A 13,839-nucleotide genomic window follows, 5' to 3' on the forward strand; every position below is an offset into this window, starting at 1 on the left:
CTCTGCCGTAACAAGGTCCTTGCATCGACGCCACGCAGCGTTGCCGGCCGCGAAAATTCCGATGCGCCGCGCAGGATGCCACGCTCATCAACAACACAATTTCGCTGCAGCAACGGGTCGTTGCCGCGCTTGGGGCTGGCAAAATAACATCTCCGAAGATCGAGAATCGAAGCTCGAACCGGCGCGAAATCCTCATCGCCGAGCCCAAAAGACTGCCCCGAAATCCGTTCGGTTGATCGCATTTTGCAGGCGGCCAAGCCCTCTTCTGAACACAAAAGCGCTCCTCTTCTCCCTCCAAAGCGGCGCAAGCAACGCAAAAAAGCCCCGCCTCCGAGGAGGCGGGGCTGATGATCCGGTGCGATCAGTCACCGCTGCGGCGCGACCAGATCAGGGTGAAACCCTCTTCGCCTTCGACCTTGACCAGCGAGGCGTAGATCGGAGCCGGGAAGCTCGGATCGTCGAGCTTGACCGAGAGATATTCGCGGTCGCTGTCGCGGACGGTCTTCTTCCAGGCGGCGCCGAACTCGGTCGCGCCTGCGAAGATGCGGTAGTCGGGAGCCTTGTCGTTGTCCTTCTCGGAGGCCGTGAACCTGGCCTTGATGTTCAGGGTCAGCGTCTTGATCGAGCCGGTGTAGCCGTTGTCCGAAGCGGTGAAGGTGCCGATGGTAGCCATGGTAATCTTCCTCTGTTGCTCGGGCCGCGTCCATCGCAGCCTCGATGGCGATCCTTAGGCTTGAGGAGCGATCGGCCCGCAGCCGTAAGGCCCGCAGCGCCAGCGGAGGACGGCGAGAGCCTGCTTTTTTGTCTTCTCGCGAGGAATGCCGCCGCCAGGCCGGCAGGGGAAAAAAGCAGGCGTGAGCTGTTGCGGGAGGGCGATCGAGGCTCTTGCCGTCCCTCGGCCCTGATCAGCCCATTCGAGGGTGCGTTGGACGCGAGCCCAGGCTCGAACTGACGAAGATTTCCGTGGCTTCCGGGACAGCGCGAAGGGACACGGCGCAATCGATCCGGCCGAGCGCCAACATCTCAGATCAATCGCAAGGAAGATGCAATTCGGCGAGCGCGGCGACCCCAGTCGCATTTCGCACGAGGAAACGATGGCGCCGCCAGAATTGTCCACTCGGGCGCAGCGTCCGCTCTGATCACCACCTGCGGCAAACGGCGAGAGCTCGACGGATCGTATCCCGGGTCGGAGAAACGGCTTGCGTCAGGACCTGGCGCTCTGCATCGATCGGACCGGCTACGTGCCATTAGGCTCGCGCCCGCGGGAATTGGAGGAAGGCGCGCGCCCTTTCCGGGCGCGCGCCCGTCGTCACCGGCCACTCAGTTATCCGGGTTCCACGTCCAGAGCGGACGCGCGACGCCAAGAATGTCGCACCTCAGGACCGGCCCGAAATACCTGGAATCGAACGAGAGAGGATGAGGCTGCAGCAGAAAATACTCGCCGTCGACGAGCCGCATGCAGCCTTCCCAGGACGGCAGAGGCCGGCCTGCGTGATCCTTCTCCTGCACTTCGGCAACGACCTTTCCATTGATCGAAATCGCATCCGGTTGCTTTGAGCGGCAGACTTCATCGCCTGCAACCGCCGCCACCTGCTTGAGCAGCGAAACTGCGGGCGGCACGATCTCGTGCGCAACTATCAGGAGCTCGATCGAAGGCGGTGGCCTCAGCAGCGCAAGCTCTCCCCTCACAGGCAGTCGTTGCTCGAGATAGTAGAAGCCAAGCGGCGCGCTGCCGGAGGCGTTGTAGATCAGGAGCGGTGCGCGATCGGCAGAGGCAACGAGCACCGCGACGATGCCGCCGCACATCGTTGCGAGGATCGCGCCCCTTCTGAAGCGACGGCGTGGATCAATCCGCATCGGAGGTCGACCTCCGCTTGCTGGCTTGCGAGAATTCCACGAGATCCTCGATATGATAGCGGACGTAGCGGCCGTGCTTCCGGTACACGGGCCCGCGCCCCTGCACGCGCATTTTTTCCAGGGTGTTCTTGGTGAGCCTGAGCCAGGCGGCCGCCTCCGCCGTATTCAGGAATGGCCTGTCAGGCTGCTTGTCTTCCATTTTTGTCATGTCGTCCGGCGCTCCCTCTCGCAGAGCCCGCAAGGCACGGGATGCGACGAGAAGCGTCGTCAGATCGCACGGGAATCCGAGTGGCGAAGATCAACCAGCGCGGTTTGCCACCCCGGGCGGGCAGTCTCGTCCAGCGAGCGGCAGGTTGCCCCTTCAGCCGAGAAGATCGCGGTATCCGCCCTTCATCAGCTCGGTGCCCTTGGCGACCAGCCGTCGTGTCCTGTCTTTCAGAAATTGACTCGGTCCCTGCCATTCGTCGGCGACCATCTTCGCGCCGAAGATCGTGGTCGCGATCTGCCGGTAGGTCTTGCCGTTCAGGCTTTCGTCGAGGGCGAGCAGCGCTTGGCGGAGCCGCTCGTCGCTACCAAACGGCGAGGTTCCAGAGGACACGGTCTCTCTCACCATGAAGCGCTGCAGGCGCTTCAAGAGCTCAGTCTGGGTCGCAAGGTCCGACAGGCTTTCGAGTTCGAAGACCGGCCGGAACCGCCGGGTCAGAACCGGGAGATCGTGGAGTTCGACGGCGACATGGACGCCCCTGCCCTTCATCAGCAGGAGCCGCAAGCCGTCAGGGTCGATGACCGCGTGACGCTCGACCATGAAGTCGGCGAGCACCTGGGCCCCCTGGGCCCCCTCGCGATCACCCAGACTTGGCGGCACCGCCCTCAACCGCACCACTCTTTTCAAGGCGCGCGGATGCCAAAATACCGGCGCCTGACGCGCGGCGAGCGCAGGGTCCGAGAAGGCCAGAAGGCCCCACTTTTCCGCAGGCGGGAAGCGCCGGGGCAACCGTAACAACCGCGTGCCGTCGATCAGCGTAAGGCATGGCAGATGCTGCGGGACGGAGCGTCGCCAGTCCGCGGCATAGTTGGCGTTGCGCCGCAGGAACTCCCACGCCCAATCGGCTGCGTCGAAGCGGGTCTCCTCGGAAACCCATGCGCCGGCGCCCTGCCGTGCCCGTCTGTGATGCGGCATGTTCAAGAAGGTCCACCACGCCTCGAGGTTGCGCTTATGATCGTTCCGGTCGATTTGGGCAAGAGAACGACTCTCGGGACGACGCCACGCGTAAAGCACGTGCGACGGGCTCGCGGATCGTCGACAAGAGGCAAGTGCGGCCTCCGGGGACGGATCGCAACGTCCGGATCCGTAGCGCATGAGCGGCACCCTCTGTATGGCCGATCAGTCCGCGACGCCCACCGCAACGCGTTAACCTGACCTGGTATCAATCTTGCTAGCTTAGCATTAGCTTGATGGTGCGCGCGTCGGTTCGCGGCGCTCGCACATTCGTCAAGCCAACCAAGCACGAGGACGACATGGCCAAGAAAGCCAAGAAAGCGAAGAAGACGGCGAAGGCGACCAAGAAGGTCGCCAAGAAGACCAAGAAGATGAAGAAGTAAGCGCGCGGCTTTTCCGCACGCTTAGGCCGCCGCGGCCTTGCAAGTCCTGCCGATCAAGGCGACGACAAGGCCGGATGCATCGCAAGGTGCCCATTCCGAGCCGCGGCGACGATCAGGCCGGCCCCATGTGCAGAAGGCTCGAGCAGCCACTGCATTGATGCACATGGGTCCGGTTTCTTTGCTTCCAGCTACGGATCCTTGTTGCAGCGGCTGTCGTTCGCTGCGGTCACGCCTATGACGGCGGCTCGCTATCGCTGCCCGCCCGTTCCTTCGGCGGAGCAGGCATTTGGCCGTCCTCCGGCGCTGACGCATTGACGATAGCGCCAGGGTTCGACAAATCGTCCGCTCCACATGCCGCTTTGCTTGCCTCGCGCCTCGGCTTCAGCCCGCGCGTAGTCACCCTTGCTGTAGCGCGGCCAGTCGATCGCAAGCCCGCCGCGCACCAGCCAATCGGCAAGGTCGACCTTGCCGACGCTGCAGACGGCGACCGACCGCCCGTACCGGTCGCGATCGACCTCCACGCAGGCCACGGCCTGCCTGCCAATATAGGCGCCCAAAGCGTTTGCGGCCACTTGCCCGCAACGATAATGGCCGCCGTGCGGATCGCGGCAGAGCTGGTCGTGCTCTGGCGCGTCGATCCCGTAGAGACGCACGCGCGTGCCATGGATTTCGAGGGTGTCACCATCGATTACGCTCACCTGCCCGGCGACGTCGCCGGCGCGCGCCCAATCGGCCGGTGTCGAGACCATCACGAGCAGCGCGAAGGCGCGCCTTGCGAGTTGCATCACCTCATCAACCTGATCCAGCCTCGCTGGAACGGCGGCATGGTGCGCGCTGACGCGATCTTCCCGGATGGCCGGTTTGCACATGTCCGGACCCGTTGCCTATGGCCCCCCGACGGTCAGCGAGGGCCCAACCCGCAGCAGCATCACGAGCGTCGCGGTGAGCGTCGCCCCTCCGACCACAAATTGCGCAACGCACAGCTTCACCATGGCACGGCCGTCAACAAAGATGCTGAATGCATTTGGCATGGGCCGGCTCCGTCCAGTTCGTTCCGTGGATCGAGCCGGATTCATAGTCTGAGTCGTTGTGCCGGTGCCGCAAGCTTATTTCCTGGGGCGTTAGGGCTTGGTTCACGACTTGGGGACTCCCGACAGGCGGTTGCGGCGGAGGCCTCCGCCTGCGAATCGGTAAGGTTAGCCTCCGCTTGCGCCGAATCCATTCGGCCGTCGGCCGCTCCAAGCGTCATGAGCGTGAGGCGGTCGCGCCACGCACAGCGTCACCGCCGCCTCTGCTCTTTCCCTCCCCGCGTCAACCGGGCCGTCGCAGATGGTCGGCTGCGCCGTTGGCGGTCATGTCTGACGCATCGACGGCTGCCGCTGAGACGGCGAGAACCTGCGGGCGGAAGGCCAGCAGGAAGTCCGCGGCTTTTGAGGCCCTGCTCGCGGCATGAAAGATCGCCCGGTTGTCGCCGCGCAAAACATCGATCCAGTTGCCGATATAGTCGGCATGCCGGACCGTGGGACGAATGGAGAGCGTTGCGCAGACGAATGCCGCCGTCAGCTCGGCGACCAGTTCCTCGCTGGCGTAGGGTTTGGACCCGAAACTGCCGGTCTGATCGCGCTTCAACCGGCTGGCGTGCCCGGTCCAATGCCCAAGCTCATGGAACAGGGTGCGGTAGTAGTTGATCTGGTCGAAGAAGGCCGGGTGCGGCGGCAGCTGGACGTAGTCCCGTTCGCACTCGTAATAGGCCTCGTCTCCGCCGTGGCGGATATCCGCGAGCGTTGCGCGGGCAAGCGCCTCTGCCTCCGGCACGATCGCCCGTTCGGGCAGAGGCGATGCCTGGTCGTGACAATGGTCCGGCAGGCCGTCGCATTGGGCGGCGTTGAACACGGTATAGCGCCGCAGAAACGCGACCGCTTGCGGCTCGACCGCCTCGTTCGGTGCGTACGAGGGATCGCCCTGCGAATTCGTTTGGCGCTCCTTGGGCACGAACCTGTCGGCATAGCAGATACCGACGCCATGTTCGCCCTTGCGAACCGTCCCGCCAAGCGTAATGGCCTGCCGGAAGGTGAGCCACTGCTGCGAGGGATAGCCTTCGTCGAACAGCCTGCCCCACAGGATCAGGATGTTGATCCCGGAATAGGTCCGGCCGGTCGCCGCGTTACGCGGCAGGCCTATTGCGGATTGCTCCACACCGCTTCCCCAAGGCTGCACCCACGGCACAATGCCCTGCTCGAGTTCGGAAACGATCCGGTCGGTGACTTCTTGATAAAGCGTCGCGCGCGGCCTCTCCGCGCGCTGGCCTTGCTTGTATGACATGTTTCTCGTCCTTGCTCTCTTCCCCGCGCAGGTCCCCGGAGGTGGGGTGGGCGGCGAAAGCGACCGGACGGCCCCGAACGCAGAGGCAAGCCGCACCGGAATGGCCGGAGCGGCAGCGGAGGACCGCGCTCAAAGACAAGGTTGTTAAGTGGGGATTGATCGAAGCGCGGTTGCGGCTTGCCGGTTCGGGGCTACACGAGAGCGCCGCCCACCCCGCCGATGGGGGCCGCAAACAAGAGAGCGCCGGCCGCCTGAGGCCGGCTCAACGCCGCCGCCGCGAAATGCGCGACCGTCCTCATCACCCGGTCAGCCCAGGAATTGTCTCACCAATTGCCTGAGATCCCGGTCGCCGATCTGAACCGACCACTCCAGCATTGTTTGGCGAACGGTCGTCGGTATCACACCGTGAAGCACAAGCCGCTTGACAACCAGGGCCTCGTCGCCCTCGCACCGCTCGCACGACAGATCGAGCAGCAATCGCACATCGTAGCCGAGCCACGCCCCCTGCAGCGCGAGCATCAGGATGTCCTCGTCGACCCAGCCCCCACCCAGGAGGACGCAGCAGCCCTGCGAGGCCTCGATATCAGCGATGAATTCAGTATCCGTCCAAAGGTCTAGTGCGTCACTCGAAAGACGGCTGATCGATGGATCGAAGGCAGTCGAACCGAGGTCTCCAATAGCGAAGGCCCGGACAGCGAACCACTCATGGCAGGCAGCAAGAAGCCTCAGGCTTTCTCTCGCCTTTCGCGCCCGCTCGCGGGTTTCACCCGCTGACAAGACCCGCGCAGGATTCACAAGGACAACCCTGCTCGTTCGAGGATCTGCCAGCATACCCGCAACCAATCCACTTCAGGCAATTCCTTGCCACGACACGCCGAGCATTACGCCATCGTCGGCGAGGATGGCCGTTCGTCCCTTGCAGCTTGAGCTGCTCCGCCTGCGGAGGGCGCCAACTCAGGCTTGTTCCGATTCCATGGGAATGCCCAGGACGGGTGATGAGATATGCGCCTGTCGGCATAATGCAGAGAATGCGCTGTCATTGCCGTGCAAGTACCCGGCCAACGCCATCGTTCTGCCGACCGGCTGCGGTGGCGCAATGCGTTGCAGAGGCCATCCCGCCCGACGAAGAATTCGCTCCATCCGGACGTCGGTGACGGTAACGATCGAGCAGGACTCGGTGCGTCGCAGATACTCGATCATGGCAGCAAACAACATGAAGGTCGCACGGCTCAGTCCCCCGGGCGATGTATCTGCGAGCCTTTGCGTATCAACACAAAAACGGGAGCTTTCGAGGATGCGACGATCGCGTGGCATCGGTGCGCCGGCAAGCAACGAGGCGAATACATCGCCAAGCATCGTAGGGCCGGTGGTCGGCAGCAGGCGCACACATCCCAGCACTTCCTTGCGATCGGACAGGACGGCCAGATAGGATGGACTGAGCGTATCGAACACGTCGAGCTCCATGTCGTTACTGACAGATACGTCCCATTCGAGCCGATCGTGGAATATCCGCCGCCTGAGCTGATACATCCGCGTTAGCAGATCAACGTTCTCCCCAAACTGATGACTCTCGATTGCGACGGCGTGCATGCAAAGTCTCCCGACCCCCGGCGGAGACCACACAATCAGAGCGTGTTATTTGCTTCACCTGTTGAATCTGACAGGATGCAAACGTTGGGAAGAATGATCTAGCCAGATCCAGCCGCGGACGAGGTAGATAAACTCAACTTAGAGTCATTCTTACCGATCCAGCGCTGCGCCGGCCGCCTTCTCGGCGACTCATGAGAGCAGACCCCGGCGAAGTGCCTCGGCGACGCATTGCGCAATCGACGACGCGCCAAGCTTGGTTCGTGCGTTCTCAAGATGGAACGAAACGGTCCGCGACGAAATGCCAACGAGCACGGCAATGTCCGTCATGGTCTTCCCCCGAGCGCTCCAGGCCAGACATTGTCGTTCGCGTTGCGTCAAGATGTCTGGATTTGAACGCTGCGGATATCCGCCGCTCCGCGCCGAGAGATGCGCATGAAAATAGAACGCAATCAGCTGAATGACCTCAAGCAGGTCCTGTCCTGGATGCTCGACCGAAGGCGATCTCTCATCCATGGCGAGCGTGAATGCTACGGTCCGGCCAAACCCGCCCCTGATGGGAACCGTGAGTCCTGCCTTGATACCGAAAGTCCTGGCCTCATCGAAGAAATGGCGCTCTGCCTGGTTGGCTGTCCGATCGGGAGCTGTGCTCCCCCAGTCGAACAGCTTGTTTTCGCGGGATGCGCGGCGAATCACCGGATCCAGCCGCTGATAGTCATGTTCGACATATCGCCGCGTCCAGCTCCTTGGGTAGGACGAGATGATTGCAGGCTCGCCGCTCGCAACATCGAGGTAAGCAAACCAGCGAAAGCCCAGCTGTTCGGTTACCCGCGTTGCCACCCTTTCAAAGCCACTCGCCTCCTCAGCCGTGTGGATGGCATCGGCGAACTCTTCGAGCAGACGTTCAGGTGCCTTCATGTGCCGGCAGCCCGCTTCCCGGTAGGAGCCTCGATCTCGAGGGCTTTCTCGGCTCGCCCCGCAGGTTGCGATTACCGCGCGACGAGGACGCGCGTTGCTGGATCATCGCGCTCGCAGGTGAGTATGGAATGTTATTCTAGTCGTCACGCAAAGCAGCCTGGAACACCCGGAGTGTCGCAATCTGGAACGGACGGAGGGACAGGTGGCAAGTCCGGCTGCCGGCCGGGATGACCTCAAGTCTATCTTCAAGAATGCTGCTCATCCACACCGATGCAACATCGACACCAAAATCGATCTTTGCACGGGCCTGAACCCCCGAGCTTTCGTAGAGCCGTACCACCCAGCCGCGTCCGTCCTCGGCCGGCTTGATCGTATCGACGACCACGTTGGGCGGGGACACCCGCAGGAGGGACTGTTGCAACGGCTCGTGTGGCCGCCCCTTGATCCAAAGCACCGGACGCGCAAAACGCAGGGCTCTTCCGACCGTATCGGCGGCGCGCCAATCGCCCTCATGGGGGTAGATCGCATAGCGCATGCGGTGCTGCCCGATATCGGCTTTCGGATCGGGGGATGTAGCGCCGCGCAGCAGCGTGAGCGCGAGCTGGTTGCCGAACGTCGAATAGCCGTGCTTCGAGTCGCTGAACAGCGACACGCCGAAATCCGGCTCCGAGATATCCGACCAGCGATGGCCAGGGACCTCGTACCTGGCCGTGTCCGCATCCGTATTGGCATGGGTCGGCCTCTCGGTCGCGCCGAACATGGTTTCATAGGTCGCGCGCGATGCGCGGCAGGCAACGGGAAACATCACCTTCAGAAGCGTTCGGCGCTCCTGCCAGTCGACGGTGGTCTCAAACTCAAGGTGATGAGCACCGGCATCCAATCGGATTACCTGTGTGAGCCGGCTCGCCTTTCCGAGTGCCCGCTCGAACCGTACCTCGCCCCTCAGGCCAGCGTCCGACAAGACGCTGAAGCTTACCTCCCCCGTCAATTCCCGAGCGGTCTCCAGCGCAAACGGATCGATGTCCCACGCCTCGAAGTCGAGCGGCCTGTCATCAAGCAACAGAAACCGGGCACCGGCCGATGCCAGGGCTTCGCGGCTGGTCGGCAAGTGGACCAGCGACCGAACAAGGCCCGTGCGATCAATGCGCGCCTTGAGTTGCGAATTCGTCAGCACGAACCCGTCCGGATCGGCCGACACCGTGGCGCACTCCTCCGTCGTGGCCGCCTCGCCGGCCGCGAACGGCGCGGCGACGACATAGCCCAGCGCGCCCTCGGGATCGGACGTGACCTCGGCGCGAGAGCTGCCGAGACTGTTGACCGGGGTCCAGCCGGCGCCGGTGGAGTCGCACAAGGCGGCCAGCAGCGCTTGGGTGCGGCCCTTGGCCTGTTCCTCGACCGTAGCGAGATCGGCCTCTGCCCTCTCATAGACTTCGCGAATGCTGCTTCCGGGAACGATGTCGTGAAACTGATTGACTAGCAGCGCGCGCCACAGTCCTTCTATGTCGGCCGCCGACGGTGCCGGCCGCTCCCATGCACGCGCAATCGTCGCCATGAATTCGAGGGCCTGAAGGCTGGCCTCGCATGCGCGGTTGAGACGCTTGATCTCTCCCTGTGTCGTGTAGGTACCGCGATGATATTCGAGATAAAGCTCACCCTCGATCGTGGCCAGATCTTCAGCTGATAGCGCGAGACGGTCAAAAAACTCGTCCGCGGTACGAATCTGGATTCTTGGCGCCCCTTGCAAGTCGCTCGCGCGCTGCAAGGTCTCGAGCATCGTCTCGTCGGCCCCGCCGCCGCCGTCACCATATCCAAACAGATAGAGTGCGTCGGCCGATCGGTCAGCGTCCTTGTAATTCGCCGCGTGATAACGAAGCTCCGCGACCTGTGCTGAGCCGTTGTAAGTATCCGCGGGCGGAAAATGGGTCAGCACCGTGGTGCCGTCGATGCCGCGCCAGTGGAAACTGTGATGCGGCGGCGAGGTGAACTTGTTCCAGGAGAGCTTCTGGGTCAGGAATCGAGACATGCCCGCCAGTTGCATAAGCTGCGGCAACTGGCCGTCATAGCCGAAGACGTCGGGATTCCAGAACACGTCGGAACGTTTGCCGAATGTCCGCTCGAAGTAGCGCTGGCCATAAAGGAACTGGCGGCAAATCGACTCCCCCCAAGGCAAGTTGCAGTCGGGCTCCACCCAACTGCCGCCGACCGGAATCCATTGCCCGGCCTGGACCTTGGCGCGGATCCGCGCGAACAGGCCGGGGTCGTTCTGTTCAATGATGGCGTATTGATAGGCCTGCGAGCACGTGAACTTGAAATCGGGGTAACGATCCATCAGCGCGATCGCCGTTGAGAAGCTGCGCTGGGCCTTGCGCCGGGTTTCGTCCAATGGCCACAGCCAGGCCGTGTCGAGATGGGCATGGCCGATCGCCGATAGTTCATGGGCCACGCTGCCGTTGCGCGCAGCAAGCAAGTCGCGGAGCACCGCCTGTGCCTGTGGCCATGTCGCTCGATCGTCGGGATCCGCGAGGTTGCATACACGGTTGAGGTCATGGAGCAACCTGCCGGCCCATGTTCTATCCAAGGCCGGTTGCACAACCTCGCCGACGCCTCCGTACGATTTCGATCTGGTCGAGGGATCACGATCGGCCTCGAGCTGGCGAAGGACATCAAAATCAAAATAGAATGCCGAGGCTTCTGGATCGAAGCGACGCAGCTCGCACGCCGCCAGTGTATACGCATGCGGCTCGTTGCCGAAGGCGCCGAACAGGCCATTGCAGGCAATCTCGACATGGAAAGTGAAGCGCTCTCCCCGGTGCGCCGACCGGGACAGCGTCGCGGTGTGGCGGCCTGGATTAAGTCCTTGCGACGATAGGCCATTCAGCCAAAGCAAGGCTTCCGAGCGGCTATCCCAATAGAGATCCACTCTCGCACCGGCCCAGTTCTCGGGCACCTCGGCCACAACGCGGACCCAATAGGTCGCCCAAAGCGGCCCGAGTGTCCGGCCCAGGGAAACGGGCCGATAGTCGAGCTTCAGTGCGTCTTGCAGACCGATGCGTTCTGTCGGACCGGCGAGCTCGAGGGAAACCACCGGCACACGATCGGAGTGAACCCTGCGCAGCATTCTTTGCGCAAAGCGCTCCAATCGGCCGCGCGTGTACCTTGGGTAGCGCCCGCGAGCCCGGGCGACCGCCGGGTCTTCCCTGCGCCTGTCCATCCTATCGATCATTCCTAACCCGCATCGGAGCCGGCAGAGTCGCCGGCACCACGTCCGATCAGCACAATTCCCGAAGATCTCGATGCCTGCACCGCCGCGCGCCGCTGGATCGCTTGATCAAGAGTATCTATCGCGCATACCAGATGGTAAAGTGAGCTCGCTGTGGCTGCTTCGGAGAATTCCCCGTTCGCGGACATCCGGTCCCACCATAGCCCCTTGATCGGCGTCTGCAGAAATCGCTCGAGGCTTCCGCCCGCTTCGGCGGCTACGGCCCACCACGCATCATTCCCTCGCTCCGCGCGTGCAACAGCCGCTTTCAGCCGTTCGGTTTGCGGCCAGAGCCGGGATGTGTCTTCGAGTACCGTGAAGTCGTCAAGTAAAGCGTCGACGGCAACCGATCGAGGGCGCGCAACGCCACGTTCTTCGCCAATTTTCTGCAGTTGATCAGCAACCAGATAGACTGCGTCATTCCCCGTCGAATTCGCCCACTTGGTCAGAAGCCAAGACCATTCGAACTGATGTCCGGGTTCGATGATGCGACCGGTGATACCGGCCTGAGGTGACCAATCAGCGTTGAAGCATTCGTAGAGCGCCCCTCCAGCTCCGATGAAGCGTGTGAGCGCCAAGTCGACGATCTCCTGCGCCAACTGATGCCAGGTTCCACTAGCGTCAAGCTCGATCCAGACCAAGCACGCCTCGAGAAGGTGCATGTGCGGGTTCGCATAGCGCAGCGATGACGGGCGGTCGCTCTCTAAAAAGCCGCCTGCAGAATGCCGATATGTTCTTATCAGACAGTCGCGCACCGAATGTGCAAGGCGCTCGGCTCGCCGCCGGGAATGCCGGGCCACCGCAGCGCCGGCAAGCATGGCGAAAGCTTGATCATAGAGCGCCGCTCCATCTGACAGAATCATACCGTCATGTGAGAGCAGACTCCGAAAGAGGCCGTCTGCGCGCTGAAAATCGGCGAGGTATCTGTCAACGCTGCGCAGCACTGGCTTAACTTCCATTCGCGCGCCCAGGCGATTGGCGGTGAGCAGAGCATAAATCTGTCGCGCCGGCACTCTGGCCCTCCGGGCGGCCACCACGGGGTGGCCGCCTTGGGAAATGGCCTCACAGAAGCTGCCGGCGGCATCGAGTCCGACACTCGTCCACAGCGGAACAGCGTCATCCAGTAGCCATGCTCTCAGCCTTTGATGCACATGTCGGGCCGCGGCGAAGCCTGCCCCCGGATCCGCCAATCGCGTCGAAGATGACTGACCTTCCATCTATATGAGACCTATCGTGTGGTAAGAAGTGTATGCCGTCATGCGAACGTGACCGCGAGCACTTGGTGGTTCCGAGCTCTTTGTGTCGAGATCATCGAGGAGGCCGGAAGATCTGGACACTCGATTTTTCGGACACACGCTGGATCCGCCGGCCTAGGATCCGTCGACTTTCAGACGGCCGAGCTCCTTCGCTCGCTCGGGCTCATCGCGCGAGAAGTTGACCGCATCCGCAGAGCTGTCTCCGAGGCTGACGCCACCATCGCAATTCAGAATGGCACCCGTAATGTAGCTCGCCAGGTCGGATGCCAGAAACAGTGCGAGGTTCGTGACATCGTCCTTGGTGCCGTAGTCACGTAACGGGATTCGCCCCTTCGCCTGTGCTTCGAGTTCAGCCGTAGGCGCCAGCCGCGCCATGCCGACAGTATCCGCTATTGGTCCCGGCGAGATAGCATTCACCCGCACGCCAGCGGGACCCCACTCCATCGCAAGGCATTTCGTCAGCATGTTGATCCCGGCCTTCGCGGCACAGGCGTGAGCTTGAAACATACTCGGAGTCGCGCCCTGCGGCGCCGTGATCGAGATCAGGGAGGCACCCGGTCTACGCAGATACGGAAATGCCGCTCTCAGTACGTTGAAGGTGCCGATCAGGTCGATATCGACAACCGTCCTGAAGGCATTGGCCGACATGCCTATCGCCGGCGCAAGGAAATTTCCGGCCGCTCCGGATACCACAATATCGATGCTTCCGAAGCGCTCCACCGTCTGCGCCAGGGCAGTATCAACCGGGCCGTAGTCCCGCACGTCGGCGACGAGCCCGATAGCCTCGTGTCCATCAGCCAGGAGGGTTCGGGCGGCCTCCGATATCCGGGCCTGATTGCGACTGACGACGGCGATCCTCGCACCAGCATTTGCCAGCGCGCGGCCGATAGCAAGATTGATTCCGCCAGATGCACCGGCGACGAATGCGACCTTGCCATCCAGGGACCATGCCTTGTCGCTGAAAGGCATTGATGTTTGACGCACATGCATGTTGGAAGATCCATGTTCGAGTAGATTGTAAAGTCGGGCAAACGAAGG

At 62.5% G+C, this 13,839-nt stretch carries 15 protein-coding genes; 1 reads left to right on the forward strand and 14 read right to left on the reverse strand.

The genetic code is table 11. The annotated features are described in order from the left end of the window. The 5 genes from AC628_RS44755 to AC628_RS13685 form a co-directional block, all read right to left on the reverse strand. Positions 1–257: hypothetical protein (locus AC628_RS44755; RefSeq protein ID WP_210190200.1), on the reverse strand; the 257-nt coding region annotated here is incomplete at its 3' end. A gap of 104 nt (positions 258–361) precedes the next feature. Next, positions 362–673, reverse strand: a complete 312-nt coding sequence (locus AC628_RS13670) for a DUF736 domain-containing protein (protein WP_074127325.1) — start codon at positions 671–673, stop codon at positions 362–364. Between the two features lie 647 nt (positions 674–1,320). Further along, a complete protein-coding gene (locus AC628_RS13675) occupies positions 1,321–1,806 on the reverse strand; it encodes a S26 family signal peptidase (protein ID WP_083632855.1) in 486 nt (161 codons plus the stop codon). Positions 1,807–1,846: 40 nt separating this feature from the next. Beyond that, a complete protein-coding gene (locus AC628_RS13680; RefSeq protein ID WP_083632857.1) occupies positions 1,847–2,056 on the reverse strand; it encodes a helix-turn-helix domain-containing protein in 210 nt (69 codons plus the stop codon). A gap of 162 nt (positions 2,057–2,218) precedes the next feature. Further along, positions 2,219–3,217: a DUF2285 domain-containing protein gene (locus tag AC628_RS13685; protein WP_083632858.1), complete on the reverse strand. Its 999-nt coding sequence runs from the start codon at positions 3,215–3,217 to the stop codon at positions 2,219–2,221. 95 nt (positions 3,218–3,312) lie between these two features. Here AC628_RS13685 and AC628_RS44760 point away from each other — a divergent pair, with 95 nt between their 5' ends. Then, complete coding sequence (locus AC628_RS44760; RefSeq protein ID WP_210190201.1) at positions 3,313–3,459, forward strand: hypothetical protein; 147 nt, start codon at positions 3,313–3,315, stop codon at positions 3,457–3,459. 248 nt (positions 3,460–3,707) lie between these two features. Here AC628_RS44760 and AC628_RS13690 read toward each other — a convergent pair whose 3' ends face one another. The 9 genes from AC628_RS13690 to AC628_RS13725 form a co-directional block, all read right to left on the reverse strand. Beyond that, positions 3,708–4,328, reverse strand: coding sequence for a thermonuclease family protein (locus AC628_RS13690; protein WP_245321166.1), 621 nt, complete (start codon positions 4,326–4,328; stop codon positions 3,708–3,710). 15 nt (positions 4,329–4,343) lie between these two features. Continuing rightward, positions 4,344–4,490, reverse strand: coding sequence for a hypothetical protein (locus tag AC628_RS43960; protein WP_168193369.1), 147 nt, complete (start codon positions 4,488–4,490; stop codon positions 4,344–4,346). Positions 4,491–4,770: 280 nt separating this feature from the next. Further along, on the reverse strand, positions 4,771–5,781 hold the full coding sequence (locus AC628_RS13695) for an ArdC family protein (protein WP_074127329.1): 1,011 nt from the start codon (positions 5,779–5,781) through the stop codon (positions 4,771–4,773). Between the two features lie 306 nt (positions 5,782–6,087). Beyond that, the gene (locus tag AC628_RS13700) at positions 6,088–6,612 is read right to left on the reverse strand and encodes a cysteine hydrolase family protein (protein WP_074127330.1); all 525 of its coding nucleotides are present in this window, start codon (positions 6,610–6,612) and stop codon (positions 6,088–6,090) included. A 123-nt stretch (positions 6,613–6,735) separates the two neighbouring features. Beyond that, complete coding sequence (locus AC628_RS13705; RefSeq protein ID WP_074127331.1) at positions 6,736–7,371, reverse strand: acyl-homoserine-lactone synthase; 636 nt, start codon at positions 7,369–7,371, stop codon at positions 6,736–6,738. 189 nt (positions 7,372–7,560) lie between these two features. Further along, positions 7,561–8,286, reverse strand: a complete 726-nt coding sequence (locus AC628_RS13710; RefSeq protein WP_074127332.1) for a helix-turn-helix transcriptional regulator — start codon at positions 8,284–8,286, stop codon at positions 7,561–7,563. A gap of 136 nt (positions 8,287–8,422) precedes the next feature. Beyond that, positions 8,423–11,404, reverse strand: coding sequence for an alpha-mannosidase (locus AC628_RS13715; RefSeq protein WP_074127333.1), 2,982 nt, complete (start codon positions 11,402–11,404; stop codon positions 8,423–8,425). Positions 11,405–11,511: 107 nt separating this feature from the next. Continuing rightward, a complete protein-coding gene (locus AC628_RS13720) occupies positions 11,512–12,762 on the reverse strand; it encodes an AGE family epimerase/isomerase (protein WP_083632862.1) in 1,251 nt (416 codons plus the stop codon). A gap of 153 nt (positions 12,763–12,915) precedes the next feature. After that, positions 12,916–13,791: an SDR family oxidoreductase gene (locus AC628_RS13725; RefSeq protein WP_074127335.1), complete on the reverse strand. Its 876-nt coding sequence runs from the start codon at positions 13,789–13,791 to the stop codon at positions 12,916–12,918. Positions 13,792–13,839: the final 48 nt, after the last annotated feature.

The organism is Bradyrhizobium sp. NAS96.2, assembly GCF_001908235.1.
In the GTDB taxonomy this organism is placed as follows: domain Bacteria; phylum Pseudomonadota; class Alphaproteobacteria; order Rhizobiales; family Xanthobacteraceae; genus Bradyrhizobium.